Annotated in this window: 20 protein-coding genes; 7 read left to right on the top strand and 13 right to left on the bottom strand. The window is 45.3% G+C overall.

The annotated features are described in order from the left end of the window. Positions 1-50 precede the first annotated feature (50 nt). The 5 genes from xni to queF form a co-directional block, all read right to left on the bottom strand. On the bottom strand, positions 51-833 hold the full coding sequence (gene xni, locus R8N47_RS14710) for a flap endonuclease Xni (RefSeq protein ID WP_025768895.1): 783 nt from the start codon (positions 831-833) through the stop codon (positions 51-53). A gap of 58 nt (positions 834-891) precedes the next feature. Next, on the bottom strand, positions 892-2,268 hold the full coding sequence (ppnN, locus tag R8N47_RS14705; RefSeq protein ID WP_047102074.1) for a nucleotide 5'-monophosphate nucleosidase PpnN: 1,377 nt from the start codon (positions 2,266-2,268) through the stop codon (positions 892-894). A gap of 291 nt (positions 2,269-2,559) precedes the next feature. Beyond that, positions 2,560-4,125: a sensor domain-containing diguanylate cyclase gene (locus tag R8N47_RS14700; RefSeq protein WP_005381978.1), complete on the bottom strand. Its 1,566-nt coding sequence runs from the start codon at positions 4,123-4,125 to the stop codon at positions 2,560-2,562. 98 nt (positions 4,126-4,223) lie between these two features. Next, entirely contained in the window at positions 4,224-6,506 is a 2,283-nt protein-coding gene (locus R8N47_RS14695) for a tetratricopeptide repeat protein (RefSeq protein ID WP_017635678.1), read from the bottom strand. A 164-nt stretch (positions 6,507-6,670) separates the two neighbouring features. Continuing rightward, positions 6,671-7,516, bottom strand: coding sequence for an NADPH-dependent 7-cyano-7-deazaguanine reductase QueF (queF, locus tag R8N47_RS14690; RefSeq protein WP_025768898.1), 846 nt, complete (start codon positions 7,514-7,516; stop codon positions 6,671-6,673). Between the two features lie 108 nt (positions 7,517-7,624). Here queF and syd point away from each other — a divergent pair, with 108 nt between their 5' ends. Both syd and R8N47_RS14680 read left to right on the top strand, forming a co-directional pair. Continuing rightward, entirely contained in the window at positions 7,625-8,170 is a 546-nt protein-coding gene (syd, locus tag R8N47_RS14685) for a SecY-interacting protein (RefSeq protein ID WP_025768899.1), read from the top strand. Between the two features lie 2 nt (positions 8,171-8,172). Continuing rightward, complete coding sequence (locus R8N47_RS14680; RefSeq protein ID WP_005383605.1) at positions 8,173-8,949, top strand: Zn-ribbon-containing protein; 777 nt, start codon at positions 8,173-8,175, stop codon at positions 8,947-8,949. A gap of 126 nt (positions 8,950-9,075) precedes the next feature. On the opposite strand, the gene R8N47_RS14675 is transcribed toward R8N47_RS14680, so the two are convergent. Genes R8N47_RS14675 through metN form a run of 3 tightly spaced genes read right to left on the bottom strand, consistent with a single transcriptional unit; the run spans position 9,076 to position 11,619 of the window. Continuing rightward, positions 9,076-9,885 carry a MetQ/NlpA family lipoprotein gene (locus R8N47_RS14675; RefSeq protein WP_005381966.1) on the bottom strand — a complete coding sequence of 270 codons (810 nt, stop codon included), beginning with the start codon at positions 9,883-9,885 and terminating at the stop codon, positions 9,076-9,078. Positions 9,886-9,917: 32 nt separating this feature from the next. Further along, on the bottom strand, positions 9,918-10,595 hold the full coding sequence (locus R8N47_RS14670) for a methionine ABC transporter permease (protein ID WP_005383604.1): 678 nt from the start codon (positions 10,593-10,595) through the stop codon (positions 9,918-9,920). Then, the gene (gene metN / locus R8N47_RS14665) at positions 10,585-11,619 is read right to left on the bottom strand and encodes a methionine ABC transporter ATP-binding protein MetN (protein WP_005381962.1); all 1,035 of its coding nucleotides are present in this window, start codon (positions 11,617-11,619) and stop codon (positions 10,585-10,587) included. The genes R8N47_RS14670 and metN overlap by 11 nt, the downstream gene beginning before the upstream one ends. Positions 11,620-11,960: 341 nt before the next feature. On the opposite strand from metN, the gene gmhB reads away from it, so the two are divergent. The 4 genes from gmhB (at position 11,961) to treC (ending at position 16,908) form a co-directional block, all read left to right on the top strand. Continuing rightward, positions 11,961-12,512 (top strand): D-glycero-beta-D-manno-heptose 1,7-bisphosphate 7-phosphatase, encoded by a 552-nt coding sequence (gene gmhB, locus R8N47_RS14660; protein ID WP_005381961.1) that lies wholly within the window; start codon positions 11,961-11,963, stop codon positions 12,510-12,512. A 74-nt stretch (positions 12,513-12,586) separates the two neighbouring features. Next, positions 12,587-13,534 carry a trehalose operon repressor TreR gene (gene treR / locus R8N47_RS14655; protein ID WP_005381960.1) on the top strand — a complete coding sequence of 316 codons (948 nt, stop codon included), beginning with the start codon at positions 12,587-12,589 and terminating at the stop codon, positions 13,532-13,534. Positions 13,535-13,710: 176 nt separating this feature from the next. Next, complete coding sequence (gene treB / locus R8N47_RS14650; protein ID WP_064353675.1) at positions 13,711-15,135, top strand: PTS trehalose transporter subunit IIBC; 1,425 nt, start codon at positions 13,711-13,713, stop codon at positions 15,133-15,135. An 87-nt stretch (positions 15,136-15,222) separates the two neighbouring features. Then, complete coding sequence (treC, locus tag R8N47_RS14645) at positions 15,223-16,908, top strand: alpha,alpha-phosphotrehalase (RefSeq protein ID WP_064353676.1); 1,686 nt, start codon at positions 15,223-15,225, stop codon at positions 16,906-16,908. Between the two features lie 98 nt (positions 16,909-17,006). Here the strand turns inward: treC and R8N47_RS14640 are convergent, their stop codons facing one another. The 3 genes from R8N47_RS14640 to R8N47_RS14630 all read right to left on the bottom strand — a co-directional run bounded on the left by R8N47_RS14640 (position 17,007) and on the right by R8N47_RS14630 (position 20,251). Then, positions 17,007-17,906 carry a hypothetical protein gene (locus R8N47_RS14640; protein WP_064353677.1) on the bottom strand — a complete coding sequence of 300 codons (900 nt, stop codon included), beginning with the start codon at positions 17,904-17,906 and terminating at the stop codon, positions 17,007-17,009. A 131-nt stretch (positions 17,907-18,037) separates the two neighbouring features. Next, complete coding sequence (locus R8N47_RS14635) at positions 18,038-19,558, bottom strand: winged helix-turn-helix domain-containing protein (protein WP_064353678.1); 1,521 nt, start codon at positions 19,556-19,558, stop codon at positions 18,038-18,040. Between the two features lie 90 nt (positions 19,559-19,648). Next, complete coding sequence (locus tag R8N47_RS14630) at positions 19,649-20,251, bottom strand: YitT family protein (protein WP_017635671.1); 603 nt, start codon at positions 20,249-20,251, stop codon at positions 19,649-19,651. 347 nt (positions 20,252-20,598) lie between these two features. Between R8N47_RS14630 and glyA the strand changes: the two genes are divergently transcribed. After that, complete coding sequence (gene glyA / locus R8N47_RS14625) at positions 20,599-21,849, top strand: serine hydroxymethyltransferase (RefSeq protein ID WP_005381985.1); 1,251 nt, start codon at positions 20,599-20,601, stop codon at positions 21,847-21,849. A gap of 405 nt (positions 21,850-22,254) precedes the next feature. On the opposite strand, the gene lipA is transcribed toward glyA, so the two are convergent. Together lipA and lipB are read right to left on the bottom strand one after the other, a co-directional pair. Continuing rightward, on the bottom strand, positions 22,255-23,220 hold the full coding sequence (gene lipA / locus R8N47_RS14620) for a lipoyl synthase (RefSeq protein ID WP_005391329.1): 966 nt from the start codon (positions 23,218-23,220) through the stop codon (positions 22,255-22,257). Then, a complete protein-coding gene (lipB, locus tag R8N47_RS14615; protein WP_064353679.1) occupies positions 23,217-23,879 on the bottom strand; it encodes a lipoyl(octanoyl) transferase LipB in 663 nt (220 codons plus the stop codon). Before lipB ends, lipA begins: the two co-directional genes overlap by 4 nt. Positions 23,880-23,985: the final 106 nt, after the last annotated feature.

The following is a 23,985-nucleotide window of genomic DNA, read 5'->3' as shown; positions in this document are numbered from 1 at the left end:
CGCTTTTTTAATATCTGCCGGATTTCATGGTGTGAAACTTCCATCGGGCACTACTTCGCTTTGTTTGGCCCTAAAAAGCGAATATCTTGCAAGTTAAAGCCTAGTTCGATATCGCACTTTAAAGCGGCGACGCGTTTACATAAACGAGCAGACTCAATGTGCTCGTCCAATTTTTTACGGTATTTCGGTACGAGGTCTTCACTAGCGTAGGCAGCTTCAATACTCTCAAACTGAGTGAGAATCTCTTTCGCTGCTTTCGGGCCAATTCCAGGTACGCCCGGAACCTGGCTAGAGCTTATCCCTGTCAATCCCCAGTAGTCCGCTAGTTGATTTGGTTTTACGCCGAACTCTTTTTCGATAAATGGTTCATCTAACCAACGGTGTTGGAAATAATCACGGATTTGTAGGGTAGGGGAAAGTAGCTGGCAGTAACCTTTGTCTGTGGAAACGATGGTGACTTTTTCACCATGGCTGGCCACTTTCGTTGCGAGTGTAGCAACCAAATCATCTGCTTCATCGCCTTCAGAAAGCAATGAATCAATACCTTGCTCCCACCACGCTTGTTGAATCGCATCTAACCCTTGCAGTAGTGGCTGAGGCATTGGCTTTCGGTTTTGCTTATAGTCAGGGAGAATTTCAGCGCGCCAACCTCTGTCTTGTTCGTGGTGATCAAAAACTGCGATGATGTGTGTCGGGTTGGCCTCTGACAGAATGCGAGTGAGGGTTCTTTGCGTTGTGGTTATGGTTCTTGCTATGTCGGTTGGATCTGGTTGTGCTGAGTGCACTCGGCGGATCAGGTTTAGGGCATCAATGATAACAAGATGAATAGACATAATGACTTAGCAATAAAAAAGGGGCGTAATGCCCCTAGTGTAACGAATGCTAGCCTGACTATCGACCACCAATTTCCGGGTGAGCGATTCGATAACACGGTTCGTAGTCTGAACCGCCAGGTAATTTCATTCGGTGCTGTTCGACAAAGTCTTTTAGCAACTTATCGAGTTTTTTCATGAGGACTGCGTCGCCATGAATGGTGAAAGGCCCTCTACGTTCTATTTCTCGAATGCCTTCAGCCTTTACGTTACCTGCCACTATGCCAGAGAAGGCTTGACGCAAGTTGGCCGCTAAAACTTGCGGTTCTTGATCTAGGCTTAAATCCAATTGTTCCATCGACTCATGAGTAGGCTCGAATGGTAGTTGGAAGTTTGGCTCAATTTTCAATGACCAGTTAAAGCTGTACGCATCGCCTTTCTCTTTTCGGTGAAGGCGTACCGAGTCCATGGAGCGTTTCATAATACGAGCGACTTCTGCCGGGTTGTCAATGATGATCTCGTAGTGCTTTTGCCCTTCCTCACCAAGTGTGTCGCGAATGAACTCATCAATAGAGCGGAAGTACTCTTCACTCTCTTTTGGTCCTGTTAATACGATAGGCATTGGCTGATCGGCGTTATCCGGGTGCATCATGATGCCAAGAATGTACAGTAGCTCTTCCGCTGTGCCCGGGCCTCCTGGGAAAATAACGATACCATGAGCCATACGGACGAAAGCTTCCAAGCGCTTTTCGATGTCGGGCATGATGACCAGTTCATTTACTATTGGGTTTGGTGGCTCGGCAGCAATAATCGAGGGTTCGGTTAAACCAAGATAACGTTGCTGAGTATAACGTTGCTTTGCGTGCCCAATTGCTGCACCTTTCATCGGCCCTTCCATTGCACCAGGGCCGCAACCTGTGCAGATGTTAAGTTCACGCAGGCCCAGTTCGTTACCCACTTCACGTGTGTACTGATACTCCACTCCATTGATAGAGTGACCACCCCAACATACGACAAGATTCGGTGCGATACCTGGAGTTAATGCTCTGGCATTACGAAGAATGCCGAATACGAGGTTCGTAATGTGAATTGGGTTAGTAAGGTTGAGCCGCTGGGCGTCTGCCAAATGCATGTTTACGTAAACGATATCACGCAATACGGAGAACAGATGCTCTTGGATACCTTTAATTATTTCGCCGTCAACAAAAGCGTGCTCTGGCGGATTAGTCAGCTCAAGCTTAATACCACGCTCACGACGCACGACGTTGACATCAAACGATTGGTATTTATCGAGCAGTTCTTTCGAGTTATCGGTATGGCTACCGGAGTTCAACACCGCTAATGTGCAATTACGGTACAGCTGATAAAGTTCACTCGAGGCTGTGTTCTTTAAGCGCTCTACTTCTAGTTGAGATAGCAAGTCCATGCTACCAGCGGGGCTTATATGGGTAATCATAACGCCTCCTTGTGTTGCATTAATTTGAGGGAAAGTACCAACTTACCTTTTTGGTGTTATACGTATGGTTTGATGAAAGGTAGTTGGCCGATTTGGTTTTATGGTTATCAACTCCCAAGCAACCTCAAGATGATACATTTGCCTTTTATAAATACATCATCTTGAAGTGACTTGGGTTTTTACAGCTTAGCAGACTAAAAGGGAAGAAATGTGATAACTCGTTGAAAATGGGTGGTTATAAAGCGAAGATTGCACCAAATTTGGTTTGTTTGCTCGCTTTTTGTACGAATCTTAGCTCCAGTTAAGCTGGTTTGTTCCACGTTTTTTAGCGTCCGCAAGCATCTTGCCAAGACGATCGAGCACATACTCTGGCGTATCGGACTCTTTGAAAGACGTCGATACAGCAGCTAAGGTAATCATGATATTTTGCTCACGGAACTTAAAGGGTAATTGGCTAATATCACGCTGGATATGCTTAATAAGATCCAGTGTGTATTCTTCAGATTGTTCCGGGACGAGTAGAATGAACTCCTCGCCACCAAAGCGAGCCACTGTTTCCGTTTCTGATACGCGCTTGTTAATAGTACGAGCGATGATCTTCAGCGCTTTATCGCCAGCCGTATAACCATAGCTATCATTCACCGCTTTGAAATTGTCTACATCAAACAGCACAACACGAAGGTTTTGCTGAGAGCGAATCCAACGGCGATACTCTAGCTCTAGTCGATCGTTAAATGCAGTGCGGTTATAAACTTTAGTCAGCGGGTCGAGCAACATACGCTGAGCTTGGTCATCTAAGCGTCGACGATAATCTTGCGTAGTTTCAAATACCGCTTCGAGTTGGTTCTTACTGTAACTTAACCGCTCTTGCAGCGCTTGCTCTCGCTCTTCCGTCATTTTCAGTCGCTCTGTCAGCGACGCCATTTTTTCGAGAAGAGGCGTGATTTCTTTTTTCACAACCGCGATATCTTGAGCTTGATTAAGTGACTTTTGGCTTAATTCAACCAAGCTGTTCATTTCTGTGTTGAGCTCTTGGCGGTGTTCAAAGTAGGTATGATGCTGGTCGACGTTCTGATGAACGGTTTTTAGGTTACTTGCGAGAGAAGTGTTCAGCTGATCAAGGAATTGGCTAGACGCCTCGCGCTCGAACTTTGTTGCTTCGACAACCAATTTCAGCGTTGAGAGCGTAAGCTCAATGAGAGACTCGGCACTCACGCCAAGGAGCAACTTAGCGCGAATATCCAGCAATCTATCGCCTGATTCTCCCTCGAAATCAAGCTCTGTAATAGTATGTTGGAGGTCGCTGGCTAAGCACTCAAGCTGAGATCTGTCGGGATTGTTTTCAAATTCACTAAGATGTAGACGTGAATTAGACGTGATGATTTTCAGAGCGCGTTCGTAAATACTCAGTAGCTTAGTGGCTTGATCAGCTTTATTGCTAGCGTGAACTTCAGAGAAACTCATCAGGTTCCGTAGTTCACGTTTTAACTGCGCAGGTAAGCCCGTGACACGTTGCAGTGTTTCACCACTGTGCTTGATTTGTTCGTCAAGGTAACCGTTTTGTTTATCCATCGTCTTCGACTGCTGTTTGAGCATCCTCTCTAATACCGCTAAACGCGGGATAAGAGTGCTGATATCTTTTTGATGTTGCAGCTCTTGTTGGATTTCAAATAGGTAGTTGGATACCTGAGTATTCGAACCCTGGCAAGCTGAAGACAATGATGCCACAACGCGTTTAAGAACTTGTTGTTCACGTTTGAATTTGAGTGAAGTATCACGATGAGTCAGTCTGAGTTGGTCAAGTTGACAACTCAGCTGATGCAGCTGCGACTGAATATCGGATTCCAAGATTCCCATGAAGTGACTACGGTTAAGTCCATGTACTACTGACAATTATCTGATAATAACAAAAAACTTTATAGCGTCATTAGTTATTACGTTCAACAGGCGTTTAATTATCCATTTTTTAATATTTTCTTGATGTCGTCCTCATTCTTGTAGGACGAATGGATCTTGATCAGGCCTTGGCTAATGGCATGTTGACAGGCAGTTCTTATGTTACCTGTTGCAAAGCTAGCAGCAGGCGCATTATCGATGGCTTTTAAGAACACCCAGTGGCTTTGCTTATCCTTCAAGCTGACTTCTCGTGCGATGTGAGTAGCAAGCAATAACAGATCGAGTAATTCCTCATCGTTAATTGCAGTGTAGGCTCGGGGTAAGAACGGATAATCGCTGATGCCCATACGAATAATACGATTGACGTTGTGCTGCTGTGCGAACTCATCCACCCAAGTCTGGAATTTTTCGAACATGACTTCGGCAGAAGCATCACGGTCAGCGTTCGGTTCTATGTAGAGTAAGTTCGCATCTGAGAAATGGTAAAGACGCGACGGTTTTTCTATTTTTTCCGCAAGGAAGTCGCCAAATGCCCGTTCTAGTTCTAGACCTGCCTTATAGCCGTTATGGACGTACATGCTTCGTAAGAATGGCAAATCGATCATAACAAAGCGTAGGCGATCATTAAGTGGTTCGTGGATCAATTCACCCATTTGCCATTGCTCGAAAGTTTCGCTCGACTTTTTCAATGAGCGAGAAAGCTTAACATTCAGCATACGCAAGTTACGTAAACGAGAGCGAGAGTGGGTGAAGAGGTCGTTACGCAGTTTTTCGATTTCACTTGCTTGGCGCTGCATAATGACACCACGGCGCATAATGAACAAAAACATGACCAAGACAGTAATAAACAATGCAAATGAGATTTTCTGGAATTTACGATGCTCTCTTTCCACTTGCTCTAAGCGTTCTGATTGACCGATGTAATGGATGGTTTGTTCGGCAAATTCTTTTTGCTGACGGAACGCATCCTCACTGATTTGGTTAAGCTGCTTTTGTTCTAGACGAACGAGGTTGGTGTATTTTTTATAAGCTTGCAGAGAAAGTTTGTATTCGCCTGCCTGCTCGTAACCCAACCCAAGTAAACGGTATGACTGCTGCTTAATGAAGTTGTTATTTTCAGGTGACTTTTCAGCAAGTGCTAACGCCAGCTTAGCATTAGTAATGACGTCTTTACTGTCATTTTGATGATAAGCCAGACCTGACTGAAGCAGGGCAGCCTTTGCTTCAAGCTTAGGAATATTGGTGTATTCTAAAAGCTCTTTAGAGCGGTCTAAGTACTGCTCTGCTAGCGCGTAGTTATAGAGTTGTAGGTAGGTAGCCGCCAAGCTTAAGCGAATTTTAATGATTCTATTGATGTTCTTACTGGTACTTTCATGGTCAAGCACGTTGAAGTAATGCACTAACGCAAGGTTAAACTTACCCTGATAAAAGTAGATGTCGCCCATTTGCTCTAGGACGTCCGCTAGGATCGGAGAGCTAGGGTAAGAGTCATAAAAATCTGCGGCTTGAGATAAGTATTCGATCGCTTTGTCGTACACTCGTCGCTCCTGGAAGAGCCTAGCCAAAAGGCGATTCACTTTTGCTAATCTTGCACCACTGTTACTTTCAATAGATTGCCAATAACCGTATAGCAGCTCTGACAAAGCCAAATTGTATTTCTTGCTATTGAGGTAAAACTCGCCGACGGCTGTGTAGTAGTCGATCAAGGCTAACTCAGAGCGGCTATCGTCAAGCATGGTCTTTGCTTCAGAGTACAAGTTTTCCGCTTTAATGATATCGCCACTATGTGAAGCGAGGAGTGCTCTTTGCATCACTAGTCGGTAGCGAACGCTGTCGGTGCGTTGTAATACGGCATCGGCTTCATCGAGCTGTTGTTCAATTTGGTTAAGCGTGTCTTCCGCTTTTGAGTAGTTTTCGTCGTACATCCAAATCATTTGGTTGCGCATCAGCTGGAGATCTAAGTCCATGTACGGCAATTGATATTCTTGCGCTAAGCGTTCCGCTTTATTTAGGTGCTCGATAGCCGAACGAACATTACCCATGGCGTAATCTGCCTGAGCGATAATCTTGTGCGCTTCGATGGTGCTGCTTGGTGTGCGAACGCTACGATCTGTTTCGTCGCGAGACATGGCTGAAGGGCTGTCACTTTCTTTGCGTTCTGTTAGCTCACGCTGTGACAAATAGTTGGTTGCCGCTTGTTTTGCTTGTGATGGTTCTATTTCCGCCAATTGTTGTGCTTCGTTGAGTAACGCGGACGATAAAATGGTTGCATGAAGTGGCTGTACAAACAGCAAGCAAAGAAAGCCAATCAATTTGAATAGACGCGAACTGTCCCAAAACATCCTTTCGTTCCCTCGAACTGTTTTTAGATATGGCGATAACGGCGAAAAGCCTCAATTAGCCGTTTAAATGCGGGTTGAAGCCATTTGATATAGTAACATGCTTGGACAATAAAAACGTCCGGCAACCCTTTAGATTGCCGAACTTATTTCTGTTGCCTATGCGCTTACTGACGAGCCATACGGTGATTGTGAGCTGGCTTATCTTGTTCCGTTGAGCGGTAAGGGTTGATATCCAAGCCTCCACGGCGCGTATAGCGGGCAAATACGGTCAGTTTGCTTGGTTGGCAGTATTTCATTAGATCCGTAAAAATACGCTCTACACACTGTTCGTGGAACTCATTGTGCTCGCGGAAAGACACTAAGTAACGTAACAGCTTCTCACGAGCTATTTTTGCGCCTTGGTAGCGAATTTCTACACTGCCCCAGTCGGGTTGGTTAGTGATCAAACAGTTTGATTTCAATAGGTGGCTATGTAGCACCTCTTCAACTTGTACTTCACCTGCTGCACCTTCAAGCAAATCGGCATCGAAATCGTAACTGGTGATGTTAATGTCTTGGTCATCAATACATTCACCGTCCATTGTTACGATAGGTTGATTGGTATAGTGGGTCACTGGATTCACCTCAACCAGCACCTTTTCACCTGCGCATTCAGAAAGGTCTTGTGTTAAACGCTCAGTCACTTCTTCCCAGCTTGCAAAGCGGGTTTGGTTATAGCTGTTTAAGTACAGTTTGAAAGACTTCGATTCAATCAAGTTTGCGCTGGTGGCTGGAATGTATACTTCGCCAACGGCCACTTGTGGTAAACCTTTACTATTTAACCAAGACAGTTCGTACAGCGTCCAAATGTCGTGCCCCATGAAAGGCAGAGTATCGCCTAACTGGAGGTCATCTCGGTTCAGGCTGCGAGGGACTGGTTGCAGCAAGCTTGGGTCATACTGGTTCGCATACTCGGTCGTTTTACCTAGTGTTAGGCCAGCAAGCTCTTTAGCGTCAGAATATTTGCTCATACTTTGTGGTCGTTTTCGATTAGAATGGCGAGAATTTTACTGAATCCGCTGGTCAATTGCCATCCGGCAAGTACGGCTATCTGATAAATAAGGAATGAGGAGACCTTCATGACCCCAAACGTTACTCAGGCGCTACAAGAGTTCAGCCTGCGCTACCAACAAGCTTGGCAAGCTAAGCACAATGAGTTGCCAAGCAGTGAAGAGCTTGCAGAGCTTGTTTCTCCTTGTGTCGAAGAGAAGCGTGATGGAAAGGTGCTTTGGAAAGCGGTCGCACGTGATGAAATGGCCGATTTCACCAATGTGGAAAATGCGATTGAGTTGTCACTGCAAGATGATGTTAAAGCCTTTTATGGTTCTCAATACTGCGCTGATATGGAGGCAACTTGGCAAGGTAATTCGTTGACGCTGCTGCAAGTCTGGAGCGATGACGATTTCGTGCGTCTACAAGAAAATATTCTTGGTCATTTGGTGACGCAGCGCCGCTTGAAACTTAAACCAACAGTATTTATCGCAGCGACAGATGAGGAAATGGATGTGATTTCTATTTGTAACCTCACTGGCAATGTGATTCTAGAGCGTTTGGGCACCTCTAAACGTGATGTATTGGCAGATTCATTGGTTGAGTTCTTGAATAAGTTAGAGGCTGCCGTCTAAGTATGTATGTTGTTGAGTTGCAGTTTGAGTGTTTTGATAACACCACCGTCAGCGCGGTAGACAAAGCCATTAATGGCTTGATGGATGCTCTGCGTTACAACGGTCAAGTATTAGGTCGTGAATTTCCGATAGTGATGGGAGAAGGTGAATTTTTCGTTCGTGTTGTTTGCCCAGAACAAGACAGCTTGCATCCACGTTATCACTCAGATTTCGTCAAAGTGTGCATGAACCGTTTGTCGGATGCGTCTTTGCTTGCTCCGAAAATGCGTATGCTGGGGCGTGATTTGAATTCAGAACAAGCAGCCGAAGAAGAGACACCTAGCTGGCAAGTGTTGTACACGACTTATGTTCATACGTGTTCGCCTTTGCGAAGTGGTGAAACCCTGTTGCCAATTCCTTTGTATCGTAATGAGCCAACACTTAATGGAGACCATAAAGCCGTCATTAAGTGGCAGACTGAGTGGCAAGCGTGTGATGAAATCCAAATGGCAGGGGGTTGCCGAGCGGAACATGCGGCGCTGCACGAAATTTGCGATGTGGATAGTGTGCTGTTTCGCCGAGGTTGGGACTTACGTGGCCGTATCGAATACATCACGAAGATCCCTACGTACTATTACCAGTATCGTGTCGGAGGTCAGTCACTGGAGAGCGAGAAAGCGCGCAAGTGTCCAAAATGCGATGGCGAGTGGCTACTCGATGAGCCACTACATGACATATTTCATTTTAAGTGTGATGACTGCCGAATCGTTTCCAACATCTCTTGGGACCACCTTAAGTAGCGAATTGAAGTTACTTAAATGGGCGGATAGACAAATAGAAAGGGCTGATGTTTTCACATCAGCCCTTTTAGGTTTAGAACGTTTATGTTTAGAACGTTGTTTTCGGTCATGTTTTGAAAAGTGGGATTACCAACCTTTCACAACACCGCCTTTGAACAGCTCTTTTGCCGCTTCGTAAACTTCTTCCGTTTGGTAAGCTTTTACGAAGTTTTGTACGTTTTGCGCATTAACATTTTCTTCGCGAGCGACAATTAGGTTTACGTATGGTGAGTCTTTATCTTCAACGAACACGCCGTCACGCTCTGGCGATAGGTCGATAGAGCTTGCGTAAGTGGTGTTGATGATAGATAGCGTTACGTCATCCAGTGAACGTGGAAGCTGTGGGGCTTCTAGTTCAATGATTTCGATATTTTTAGGGTTGCCTACGATGTCACGTACTGTAGCGAGTAGACCAACGCCATCACGTAGCGTAATCAAACCTTGTTGCTCAAGAAGCAGTAGTGAGCGACCTAGGTTCGTTGGGTCGTTTGGTACTGCGATGCGTGCGCCATCTTGAATTTCATCAATTGATTTTACTTGCTTTGAGTAACCAGCAATAGGGTAAACGAATGAGTTACCCGCGATAGCCAGTTTGTAGCCGCGGTCTTTCACTTGTTGGTCTAGGTATGGTTTGTGCTGGAACGCATTCGCGTCTACTGAACCATCATCCAGAGCGGCGTTTGGTGTTACGTAATCGGTAAATGTTACTAGCTCAACGTCTAGGTTGTATTTCTCTTTTGCTACTTTAGCGGCAACTTCGGCTACTTGTGCTTCAGCACCAGCAATAACGCCAACTTTTACTTTGTTTACGTCTACTTCTTTGTCGCCGCAACCCGCTAGAGCAAGAGCAGAGGCGGCCGTTGCTACAGTCAAAAGACCTTTAAGGCTAAATTTCATCTTTATCTCCTTATAATTTGTATTTTTGATGCTTATCTGTGGTCTACACGGCGCACCACTGCGTCGCCGATAGACTGAATAATCTGTACTAGAACAATCAACATCACGACAGTCACGGCCATGATAGTTACATCGTAGCGGTGGAAACCGTAACGGATGGCTACGTCGCCTAGGCCGCCGCCGCCTACCGTACCCGCCATAGCTGAGTAGCTAACGAGAGTGACCAAGGTAATCGTTACTGAGTTAACAATAGTCGGCATTGCTTCAGGCAGTAGAACTTTTGTGATGATCTGTGTTGGTGTCGCCCCCATTGACTGCGCAGCTTCCACCAAGCCTGTCGGTACTTCTAATAAAGCACCTTCAATAAGACGAGCGACAAAAGGAATGGCGCCAATAGTCAGTGGGACGATTGCTGCGGTTGTACCGATAAAGGTTCCAACCAGCATTTTTGTCACTGGAATAATCGCAACCATCAGTACGAGGAATGGCACTGAGCGACCAATGTTAACGATAGCGCCTAAGCCGCTATTTAGTTTGGTGTTTTCAAGTAGGCCGCCTTTTTTAGTAATATGGAGGATTACGCCTAATGGAATACCCACAGCAAAGCCGACTAATCCGGCAACCGCAACCATGTAAAGCGTTTCCCACGTTGCACCTAAAAGTAGTTTGCTGTTTAAACTCAGCCATTCAGAAATCGTATTAAAGGACATAACCAAGTACCTCTACTTTTACGTTGTGCTTACGCAGGTATTCAAGAGCTGCGTTGTCATCTTCTTCGTTACCAAATAGCTCTGCGACCATCATGCCGAATTTCACGCCACCAGCGTAATCAAGGTCGGAACTCAAAATACTCACATCAATATTGTATTTACGAGAAATTTGCGACATTAACGGTGCATCGACGGTTGCGCCAGTAAACTCTAAGCGAACCAACGGATAGCTGCCATCAACACGCTCTGCTTGCAGACGTGCTTGGTAATCTTCAGGAATGGAAAGATCCAGCGTTGAGCGAATGAATTGGTGTGCCAGCTCTGTCTTAGGGTGCGCAAAAATATCGCCAACGGTGCCTTTTTCCACCAGCTCACCACCACCGATGATTGCTACTTCGTGACAGATGCTTTTTACGACTTCCATTTCGTGAGTGATAAGTAAAATCGTGATGTTGAGTTTGCGGTTGATCTCTTTCAATAACTCAAGGATAGATTGAGTTGTTGCTGGATCTAGTGCGCTAGTGGCCTCATCACAAAGCAGCACGCTAGGATCGGATGCCAATGCACGAGCAATTGCCACACGCTGTTTTTGTCCGCCACTTAAGTTAGATGGGTAGCTCTCGTGTTTGTCGGCTAAGCCTACAAGCTTTAGCAACTCAGTTACTTTTGTTGTGATTTGCGATTTGTCTTTACCTGCCAGTTCTAGGGGTAATGCCACATTATCAAACACAGTACGAGACGAAAGCAGGTTAAAGTGCTGGAAGATCATGCCAATGTTACGGCGTGTTTCGACTAGTTGTTTTTTACTGAGTTTGGTTAGATCTACACCATCAACGATGATGGAACCAGAGGTCGGCGCTTCTAGCATGTTGACACAGCGGATCAGCGTACTTTTACCAGCACCTGATGAACCGATAACACCAAAGATGGTGCCTTTGTCGATGTGTAAGTTAATGTCTTTCAGGGCAAGGATTTCCTTACTGCCTTGGTAGAACACTTTATTGACGTTTTTTATTTCTATCATGTTTCAACCTGCCCAAAGATACGGGGAACTTCGCTGTCAAAAACGGCCTTTGACAGAACTTAATGTTGAGCTTTATCTCAATTTTCAGTTGATGCTATGGGTTAAGCAGAATGAAGTCAATAGATATTTTTACGTCTAGACGTCTAAATGTATGGATGTTCTGTTTTGAAACGAAGGTGTATAGATAACAAGCAGGAGGTAGACGGCGGGGCACCCTCAGATTTACCGATTCTTGCCCAACAAATCAACCGTTTTGTCGAGGCCTAGAATGAATTAGATAGTGTTGAAGTTTATAAGGTATGTAATAATCTGATTAAACCGAGTTAATAGAGAAATACGTTTTGGCAAAACCTGCTGTTTTTATCGATCGTGATGGCGTGATAAACGTTGACCACGGCTACGTTCATGACGAACATGATTTTGAGTACATTGATGGTGTATTTGAAGCGACGAAAGCGCTAAAAGATAAAGGCTACCTTCTAGTGTTAGTGACGAATCAATCGGGCATCGCACGCGGTAAATTCAGTGAAGACCGTTTCTTGTCTCTGACTCAATGGATGGATTGGAACTTTGCTGATAATGGTGTTGAGTTCGATGGTATCTATTACTGTCCACATCATCCAGAACATGGCATTGGCGAGTACAAGCAAGATTGTGAGTGCCGTAAGCCAAAACCAGGCATGTTCATTTCTGCGCGTGACTTCTTGAAGATCGACATGGAGAAATCTGTGATGATCGGCGATAAAGCTGAAGACATGATGGCAGCAGAAGCGGCAGGCGTTGGCACTAAGATTTTGGTTCGCACTGGTAAGCCAGTAACGGAACAGGGCGAAGCCATTGCAACGGTAGTATTAGATAGCATTGCAGATGTGCCTGCGTACTTAAACAAGTAATCTTCATTACTGACTGAGATAAGGGAAGCCACTGCTTCCCTTTTGTTTGATTCCTTCTTTTAATCTGAACACTTATGAGCAAAAAACTCACCATTCTTGATATCGCAAAATTGGCAGGCGTGGGCAAATCAACAGTAAGCCGTGTGCTTACTAACGATCCCAAGGTAAAACCGCAAACGCGTGAGAAGGTAGAGCAAATCATTCGTGAATCAGGCTACGTCCCATCAAAGTCGGCGCAGTCGATGCGTGGTGGCAGCCAAAAAGTCATTGGGGTTATCATCTCCCGTTTAGACTCACCATCAGAAAATCGCGCCGTTGGTACCATGCTCAATGCTTTGTATTCCGCTGGTTATGATGCGGTGATCATGGAAAGCCAATTCGATCGCGATAAAACCAATGAGCATTTGGATGTGCTTAAACGTCGCAACGTCGATGGGGTGATCGTGTTTGGCTTTACTGGATGTGATGAGCGAGCATTGGCGGAGTGGGGGAATCGTATCGTCGTGATCGCGATGGACACGCAAATGGTTTCCTCGATCAACTACGATAACCAAGGTGTGATAGACATGGCTTTGTCTCACCTTGAGCAGCAATCTTTATCTCGCATTGCTTATATTGGTGTTGATCCTGAAGACAAAACCACTGGCTTAGCTCGTCTAAATGCTTATAAAGCTTGGTGTCAACGCAAGCAAATTGCACCTTGTTTCCAAACGGGTAAGTTGAGCCATGAAAGTGCTTATCAGTTGGTAGACAAAGTCCTTCAATCTGATACTCAGGCCATCGTGTGCGCCAGTGACACTATCGCGTTGGGCGTGATTAAGCGTCTTCAAGAGTTAGGACGTGAAGACGTGGTTGTGACAGGTGTTGGTGGTAATGAATTGCTCTCTTTCCTTTTCCCTAAAGTATTTAGTGTCGACCCAGGTTATACCCTTGCAGGTGAGAAGTCCGCTAACATGCTGATCAATCAATTAAATGGCGATGAGGAAGTGGTTCACTTTACTCAACAGCCTATCGTTTGTTAATCCACACTAAAACGATCTGCTCTAAAATTATACTGTGATCATTCTCAATTAATGGGACTGTTCCCATTTTGTTTTTTGTCTTCGAATGGCAATATTAAAATTAAGAAATGGGAATGTTCCCATTTATAAAAACAAAATGATGAATCGAATGTATCCAATACAGGGTGGACAAAGTTATGAGTAAGATTGCGCGTAAAGACGTGGAGCGTCTTATTGAGCTGGTCGGGGGGCCGGACAATATTGCCAGTGTAAGTCACTGTTTAACTCGCTTGCGTTTTGTTCTAAATGATACGGACAAAGCAGATACGAAACAGTTAGAAGCATTACCGATGGTGAAGGGCTGTTTTACCAACGCAGGCCAGTTCCAAGTGGTTATCGGTACTGAAGTGGATGAAGTTTACAAGGTACTGATCGGACTGACGGGTAAAAGTGAAGCCAGCAAAGACGAAGCGAAGAACGCTGCTCGTCAAAACATGAATATCGTTGAGCGTGGTATTTCCCACCTTGCAGAAATTTTTGTACCACTGCTACCTGCGATCATTACCGGTGGTCTGATTCTTGGCTTCCGTAACGTGATTGGCGACATCAAGATGTTTGATGGTCAAACGCTAACGGAAATCAGCCAGTTTTGGGCAACGGTACACTCTTTCCTATGGCTAATTGGTGAAGCAATCTTCTTCTTCCTACCAGTTGGCGTGTGTTGGTCGACAGTGAAAAAACTCGGCGGTACTCCGATTTTGGGTATCACATTGGGTGTCACGCTGGTTTCGCCACAGTTAATGAACGCCTACCTAATTGGTAAGCAAGTGCCTGAAGTATGGGACTTTGGCTTATTTGCCATCGAGAAAGTGGGCTACCAAGCGCAAGTGATTCCGGCAATGCTCGCTGGTATGGCACTGGCGTTTATTGAAACCAACTTAAAACGCATCATTCCGTCTTACCTTTACCTAGTGGTTGTGCCGTTTGTCTCTATCATTGTGTCTGTGATTCTTGCGCACTCTATCATTGGCCCATTCGGTCGTATGTTGGGTGATGGTGTTGCTTTCGCAGCAAAAGCAGCCATGACAGGTGACTTCGCAATGATTGGCTCAACCATCTTCGGCTTCCTATACGCGCCATTGGTCATTACTGGTATTCACCACACCACTAACGCGGTTGACCTTCAATTAATGCAAGAGCTAGGCGGCACGCCAATTTGGCCTCTGATTGCACTTTCAAACATTGCTCAAGCGTCTGCGGTCGTCGGCATCATTATCATCAGTAAAAAACACGGCGAGCGTGATATCTCAGTGCCTGCGGCTATCTCTGCTTACCTTGGCGTGACTGAACCGGCGATGTACGGCATCAACTTGAAATACAAGTTCCCAATGCTGAGCGCGATGATCGGTAGTGCGTGTGCTGCTGCTATTTGTGGTAGTGCGGGCGTAATGGCGAACGGTATCGGTGTGGGCGGTTTGCCGGGCATCTTGTCTATCCAACCGCAGTTCTGGGGCATTTTTGCTTTGGCTATGTTAGTCGCAATGCTGGTACCTGCTGCATTAACGTTAATTCTTTATAAGCGTGCACAAGCCCAAGGTGAGCTTGAGCCTGCAAACGCGTAATTCTATTTGAGGCAGTGACTTGGCTGCCTCCTCCTATTTTTCTTTTCAAATTTTAAGTTTCCGATTACTGGTAAGTGAGTGTTAGAAATGGCTATGACCAAGCATGATGAGAGCTGGTGGAAAACCGCAACCATCTATCAAATTTACCCAAAAAGCTTTTGTGACAGTGGCAGTAAAGGCACGGGCGACATCAAAGGGATCATTTCTAAGCTGGATTATCTTAAGCATCTTGGTGTGGATGCGATTTGGCTGACGCCGGTTTACCAATCGCCAATGATCGACAACGGTTATGACATCTCCGATTACTACTCGATCAATCCACAGTTCGGCACTATGGAAGATTTCGATACTTTGCTAGCAGAAGCGCATCAGTTGGGCATTCGTATCATCATGGACATTGTAGTGAACCACACGTCGACAGAACACAAGTGGTTCCAATCCGCACTGGGTGATAAAAACAGCCCATACCGTGATTACTACATCTGGAAAGATCCGGTAGATGGTGCTGAACCAAACAACTGGCAATCAAAGTTTGGTGGCAACGCTTGGGCGCTGGATGAAAAAACAGGCCAGTACTATTTGCACCTTTTTGCTAAAGAGCAAGCGGACTTAAACTGGGAAAACCCAGTAGTGCGTGAAGAAGTGAAAGAAGTCATCAGCTTCTGGGCAGACAAAGGTGTCGATGGTTTCCGTCTCGACGTTATCAACCTGATTTCCAAGCAGCAAGATTTTCCAAGTGATGATATTGGTGATGGTCGCCGCTTCTACACCGACGGCCCACGCGTGCACGAATACCTTCAAGAGATTAGCGAATCTGTGTTTCAAAAATACGGCAGCGTGACGGTGGGTGAAATGTCTTCCACCACACTAGAGCACTGCCAGCAATATTCTTCGCTAGACGGCAAAGAGCTATCCATGGTGTTCAACTTCCATCATCTGAAAGTCGATTATCCAAATGGTGAAAAATGGACCAAAGCGCCGTTTGATTTCATTCAGTTAAAACAGGTCTTCAATCATTGGCAAACGGGCTTAAATGGCAAAGGGTGGGGGGCGCTGTTCTGGTGTAACCACGACCAGCCACGCGTTGTGAGCCGATTAGGTAACGACGAGCAATACCGTGTTGAATCTGCCAAGATGCTTGCGGCATCAGTGCACATGATGCAAGGCACACCTTATGTTTACCAAGGGGAAGAGATCGGCATGACCAACCCGGGTTATACCGAAATCAGCCAATATCGTGATGTTGAAAGTACTAACATGTACGACATCATGGTCAACCGTGATGGTGTATCTCATGACTATATGATGGCGATCTTGGCACAGAAGTCGCGTGATAACTCACGTACACCAATGCAATGGAACAGTGCAAAACACGCGGGCTTTACTGAGGGCACACCGTGGCTTGAAGTGGCGCAGAATTACACTGAAATCAATGCTGAAGCTGCGGTTGCCGATTTGAACTCGGTGTTCTACTTTTACAAGCGTCTGATTGAACTGCGTAAACAGGTTCCAGTGATCACCGATGGTCGTTACGAGGACCTGCTGCCAGAGCATAAACGTATTTTCGCTTACGCTCGTCAGAACGATAAGCAAACGCTGCTGTGTATCAATAACTACTACGCTGAAGAGGTGGAATGCGTTCTGCCAGAACGTTTTGATATGAGTAAGGCGAAAAACTTGCTATCTAACTATCAAAACTCAGCGAGCGCAGTCGCGTCAAACCATCAAGTGTTACGACCTTACGAAACTCGTATTTTATTGATAGAAGAATAAACTCGGGTGTCATCACCCCTAAGATTGATGTTCGAGATGAAGGCTTTGGTGTGCTCCCCAAAGCCTTTTTTATTGAGATATCTCTAAAAAATGCGAGCTTATTTTGTTTCAATCGCTGTTAGCTGCACTTTCTCTTCGTTGATTTGTACTTGTTGTACTTTCAGCAGTTCAATTTGTTCAATCAGACCTAAGCTCGGATTAAACCAACGTTCTGCCGAAGTGGCGAACTCCATTGAGTCCATATCATCACAGTTTAGGTTGTAGATGTTCTCTTCCATCAGGTATGCCGCTTCAATTTTCTTGCCTGAGATCGAGAACGCTTTACGCACACCAGTCTCTCGGATTTGCTGTTGCCAAACCACTTGGCAAGATGCTGTCATAGGAAGGTTTTGTACCCACTCATGATCTTCAAAACGGTCTAGAAGGTTGTGAACTGCGTAGCCTGTAAGAGTGGTTTGCAGAGACATAGTTTCTTCACCGATGTCAATATTCGGGCTTTTCTCTTTTACGTCGTCACCGTTTAGGCGGAAAATCGGACTGCTGTGCATAAGCATGGCAATAAACTGATGACCAATGAAATAAGCGTCAGTGATTTCATGGAGTGCACCATCTGATCCTACAAAGTAAAGCGTATTGCTCTCTTCGTCGTCGTTGTACTGCTCGTCTGAATAGTAGAACTGTTCGGCGCCGTAGTTCACCAAGTCATTAACCAACTGGACCATTGCCTCGCTGTTTGGGATTTGTGCCAATGCTGCCAATATTTGCTCGCGATCCATCGCTTGGAAGCTCAGTTTCATGTCGCCTTCTGGTTGGCCATCCAAGCTAAATGCGTAGTTTAGCTGTGTGCTTGGCGTGGGAGCGAAGATTGAGTTGTGAATCGAGACGTCGAAACTTTCTTGAGGCACTTTGTTTGGATTCGCACTGCCAGAAGACGAACCTCCGCCACAGCCGTAAATAGCCAGAGTTGCTGCTGCGATAAGCGTCATTTTGTTTAGCATGGTTTACATTCCTGATTGATAAGGCCGCTTCATGTTGGGCCGTTGCTTGAATGCGAGCATGCTAAGTTCAGTGAGAGAAAAAGGGCAAAAAACAAAAGATAACAGGGGTTAATGAAAGCTTAATTTTATATTTAGGTCTTTGTTTTATTTGGGGTTATTTCGTTGGCTACGTTAGTGCAATACTCGTTAATGAGCGCTTTCCATCGGCTTATGATTTCTTGATCGGTCACACTAACATGCAACGTTTTCCACGGTTGGAGGCAAGTCTCTTTTGATTCAGATTGAGAAAGACGTTCAAACAAGGTTTCGGAAGGTAAAACGCGCAGCAGCGCCACCAGTGATTCCATGTAGTTGAGACGGAACTGTTCAAGTTTGTTCTGCTTATAAGCAATGTGAGACACAAAGGTATAAATCAGTGCGTTTTGGATGCGTGAGTCGCCATCTGGTGTCGTTAACAGAGCTTTTGCCCTGTCTAAGTTACCTAATTTGAAATGCAATAGACCTAACCAGAGGCTCAGCTCATCTGGCAAAACATCAAACGACGATTGTACTTGAGTTAAATACGCTTCCAGCTTTTGATGTTCGTGCTCGTATAAGGCGAGATGTCTTGCCGTTGTGATAGCCGCAAACTCATCAGATTGTCGGAGAGGTCGGCTAGAAAAGGCATTCTCGAATAACATTTTTTTGTGAACACCCGAAAGCTGCCACGTACTTGCCGAAGGTGCAGGCAGATTGAAGTATTGCGCGACATCCGAGTGCATTTGGAAAATATCCGATTGTAAGGAAGATAAACGCAGTGTGTACTCATTGCGAAACGCCAGCTTGCCCGTCGCAGGATAAATAAGGTTCATCTGCGCTTTCAAGATGCCCTGTTTTGCGCCGTCTTTTAACTCGATATTGAGCTCGTAGTCGCTGGTCTGCATGTTTCGTGCGCCAGGGAAATATGGCGTATGACCGATAGGATCAAGAAAGTAACTGGGAGCATCTTGGTTGGCGATGTCGGTGTATGGATATTCGACTTGTTGTTGCAGCAAGATGGCTTTGACCAGTATGCGGTATTTTCGCGCCTGAGAGCCGATTGAATCGACACGGTTGAGTAGTAGCTCGACTTTGGGAATCAGTAGTTGATGACGTGTTTGTTGTGTTGAGATTTCTTGGCGTTGCCATAACAAGCTTGCGAGCGTCACGCTACAAACTGCAAGTATGGCACACAAGCTATAAGCAAAAATCAGCTTGAAGTTCTTATTCCTCGCAACCTGAGTTGGGATAACGCGTCGATGGCTTTTCGCTGGTGGCACCAAACGAATATTGGCAGGGTTAAGAAAGTAGCCTTTGCGGGGGTAAGTGACTAAAAGCTTAGCGGCATCGTATTCGGGTAAGTACTGCTGTAGCAGGGCACGTAAGGTGCTAATGCGGTTCGTGAGCACATTCTTAGAGATGAACTTGCTCTGCCAAATGGTTTCAATAATGGTGTCAGCAGAGAGTGGGTGGCCAACGCTTGTTAACAGCAGTTCTAATAATTCAATGGTGCGAGGTTCAAGATCAATCGCGATAACATCTTGATGAAGGGTCTGTGTCTTCGGGTTATAGATCAGCTCTCCAATCGCAATATAACTGTGAGTCTGTTTAGCTTGTTGCAGAAAGTCGCGCATACCGTACCGATCTATTTGGAAATCGCGAAGTATTATATAGCGATTGGAGCGCGAAATCTTATAAATCGCGCTTCAATCATTATCAAAAATTTATGAACCGTAGGTCACGGAATAGCGGTGCGGTTTGTGGTTCATCGCTAACACGAGATTGAGTGCAAACGCCCCCAAAATTGAAAGGCCAATCACTTCTGGTGTGACAAAGAAGAATGAAGCAAACAGGATACATGCATCGATTGCCATTTGGCTTTTGCCAACTGAAATGCCAAATTTGTCTTGGATAAACAAACACAGCACGTTAAAGCCACCCAAGCTGGAGCGATGTCGGAATAGGATCAGCATACCGAGCCCCATTAAAAGCCCGCCTGCGACGGCGCAATAAACTTCATTTACCGATTCGAGCGAGATTAGCAAATAAAGATGATCGGCAAAGATAGAAACCAACGCGCCAGAAATGGCACTATTAATGGCGAAATGACGGCCGAAGCGTTTCCATGCTAGTAAGTAAAAAGGACTGTTTGCTAAAAAGTACAGCACACCAAAGGTAAAAGGTGTAAATTGGCTAATAAGCAGAGCCAATCCAGTCGTGCCTCCCGTTAGAAGGTTAGCGGATTGGAGAAAGAAAACGCCTTGAGCTACTAAAAAGGTACCCGTGAGAATCGCTATCCAGTCTTCTTTTAATGAGTGTTTTTCCATCAATGTTGCAGTCATTAGTGATAAATAAGGCGTGCATAGTAGTAAAAAGATGATCTTTTCGGTAGCTAGAGGGTAAAATTTACGGTAAACCTATGTAATTGCTGTTTTACAGGGTGTAAAGCACAAATTTGACAGGCAATAGATTGTCGTTATGCGATTGCAATGCTGGCATGGTAAACATTGCTTGTCATCATGAAAAAACTGCATGAGAAAAATTGTAAATTTCTCTTTATGACCTAAATCAAATTATGTAGAATGCGCGCCATTAGGGTGACGAAAACGTTTGCGTCGGGTCATTCAACAGTTTTTTTGCAACTTTCAGTACTAATCTGAGTCAGGAGATACAGATGCTTAAGCGTGATATGAACATCGCAGATTACGATGCGGAACTGTTCGCAGCTATCCAGGAAGAAACTCTTCGCCAGGAAGAACACATTGAACTTATCGCTTCTGAAAACTACACAAGCCCACGTGTAATGGAAGCGCAAGGTTCTCAGCTAACGAACAAATACGCTGAAGGCTACCCAGGTAAGCGTTACTACGGCGGTTGTGAGTACGTAGATAAAGCTGAAGCACTAGCAATTGAGCGTGCATGCCAACTATTTGGTTGTGAGTACGCTAACGTACAGCCTCACTCAGGTTCTCAAGCAAACAGCGCAGTTTACATGGCGCTTCTTAACCCTGGCGATACAGTTTTAGGCATGAGCCTAGCACACGGTGGTCACCTAACTCACGGTTCACCAGTAAACTTCTCGGGTAAGCACTACAACGTTATCCCTTACGGTATCGATGAAGCTGGTCAAATCAACTACGACGAGATGGAACAGCTAGCACTTGAACACAAACCTAAGATGATCATCGGTGGTTTCTCTGCTTACTCGCAAATCGTTGATTGGAAACGCATGCGTGAAATCGCTGACAAAGCAGGTGCTTACTTATTTGTTGATATGGCGCACGTAGCGGGTCTTATCGCCGCCGGTGAATACCCAACACCAGTACCGCATGCTCACGTGGTAACAACAACGACGCACAAAACACTAGCAGGTCCTCGCGGTGGTCTTATCTTGTCAAATGCTGGCGAAGATATGTACAAGAAACTGAACTCAGCAGTGTTCCCTGGTGGTCAAGGTGGCCCTCTAATGCACGTTATAGCTGGTAAAGCAGTAGCGTTCAAAGAAGCGATGGAGCCAGAGTTCAAAGCTTATCAAGCTCGCGTAGTGAAAAACGCAAAAGCAATGGTTGGTCAGTTCCAAGAACGTGGCTACAAAATCGTATCTAACGGTACAGAAAACCACTTGTTCCTTGTTGACCTAATCGACAAAGATATCACTGGTAAAGACGCAGACGCGGCACTAGGTGCAGCAAACATCACTGTAAACAAGAACTCAGTACCAAATGACCCACGCAGCCCATTCGTAACGTCTGGTATTCGTGTAGGTACGCCAGCGATCACTCGCCGTGGCTTCACTGAAGAAGATGCAAAAGAGCTAGCAAACTGGATGTGTGACGTTCTAGATAACATCGGCAACGAAGAAGTTATCGAAGCGACAAAACAGAAAGTGCTAGAAATTTGTAAGCGTCTACCAGTTTACGCCTAACATTTTTTGAAAATAACTCAGGCGAACTCGTTCTATTTCTGCGATTCGGTTTGATTATTTGATTGATGAAAGGTCCTCATTTGAGGGCCTTTTTGTTTGTCTGGCGTTTGGAATGAGATATAGCGAGAGAGTGTGATAAGGGGATGGCTACCAACACTGTCCCTTTTCAATATATCCAAACCACGTCATTCCGACGAGCCTAGGCGAGATCAGGAATCTTGTTGAGGCACACTCTTTTACTCAGAGTTTCCCTAAAAATCATCAGTATTCTGAAAACTGATTCTGAATCACGCTCGTTCCTCGCTGTTCAGAATGACAGTGGTAGAATGGCTTTTTATCATCATTTGTCAGATACAAAAAAGGTTGGCACTGAGCCAACCTTTTCTCTTCAAAACAAGCGAGAGCTTATTTAATCTCGATACCTTGAGCTTGCATATCGGCATGGTAAGAAGAGCGAACAAATGGACCACACGCTGCATGCGTGAAGCCAAGTTCTAGTGCAACTTCTTTTAGCTCGTCAAACTCTGATGGTGGAACGTAACGTTCTACTGGCAAGTGGTGACGGCTTGGCGCTAAATACTGGCCTAGAGTCAGCATCGTTACGCCGTGTGCGCGTAGATCTTTCAGTACTTCGATGATTTCTTCTTTGGTTTCACCAAGACCCATCATCAAACCAGACTTGGTCGGTACATCGGGATGCTGCTCTTTGAACTTCTTAAGAAGCTCAAGTGACCATTTGTAGTTCGCACCTGGGCGAGCTTTACGGTAAAGACGTGGCGCGGTTTCTAAGTTGTGGTTGAAGACATCTGGCGGATTGTCTTTCATTAGATCAAGCGCTACATCCATGCGACCACGGAAGTCAGGAACCAGTGTTTCAATCTTAATATGCGGGTTTAACGCACGGATCTCGCGGTTACAATCGGCAAAGTGTTGTGCACCGCCGTCACGCAGATCGTCACGGTCAACAGAAGTGATTACTACGTATTTCAGCTTCATATCGGCAATGGTTTTCGCCAGTTTTTGAGGCTCTTCTGCTTCCGGTGGTAATGGGCGGCCATGAGCAACGTCACAGAAAGGACAACGACGAGTACAAATAGCACCTAAGATCATGAAGGTTGCTGTACCGTGGTTAAAACATTCCGCTAGGTTCGGGCAAGATGCTTCTTCACATACGGAGTGAAGTTTATTCTTACGCATCGCCGCTTTGATGTCTTGAATTCGTTGGCTGTCGGCTGGTAGCTTGATCTTCATCCAATCAGGCTTACGTAGCACTTCTTTCTGCTCTGTAGGCATGTTCTTTACGGGAATCAATGCCATTTTATCGGCGTCACGATATTTAACGCCTTTTTCCATCTGGATTGGTTTGCTCATGCTTTATTACCTTGAGAAGGTGCTTCTGTGCTGAATTCTACTTGCTCATAATCGAGCAAAGTAACGAGTTCTTCTATTAATTGTTTTTCTACGGCTTCTACATTGTCTGGGCCGCCAAATTGGCTGACCTGAACCATTTCCATACCTTCATAACCACAAGGGTTAATACGCAGAAACGGTGTTAAATCCATATTTACGTTCAAGGCTAAACCATGAAACGAGCATCCTTTACGAATGCGTAAACCGAGAGAGCATATTTTTTTACCGTCAACGTAAACGCCTGGTGCGTCAGGTCGCGCGGCCGAATCGATATTGTATGCTTTTAGCGTGTTGATCACGAGGTTCTCGATAGTGGTAACGAGATCTCGTACACCTAATTTTTTGCGGCGTAGGTTGATCAAGAAATAGGCGACCAACTGACCAGGGCCATGATACGTAACCTGGCCTCCGCGATCACTTTGTACAACAGGAATATCGCCAGTGTTAATCAAGTGCTCAGCTTTACCTGCCTGTCCTTGCGTAAATACTGGGTTATGTTCTACCAACCAGACTTCATCACGGGTTTCTTCTGTGCGTTGGTCGGTGAACTCATGCATCGCCTTCCATACAGGCTCATAGTCTTGGCGGCCAAGTCGTTTTACAACAAGTTGGTGTTGCATGGGAATTCCTGTTGCTAATATATAAAGTTTTTGGATTATAAACCGGATAACCCTGATGCTCTACCGCTGCGTAACAGATTTTTAACTGAAAGCGATGTAAAGCCTC

This window comes from Vibrio sp. 2132-1 (assembly GCF_033344315.1).
The sequence above is the reverse complement of the archived record's forward strand: the minus strand, read 5'-3'. Positions and strand labels throughout refer to the sequence as shown.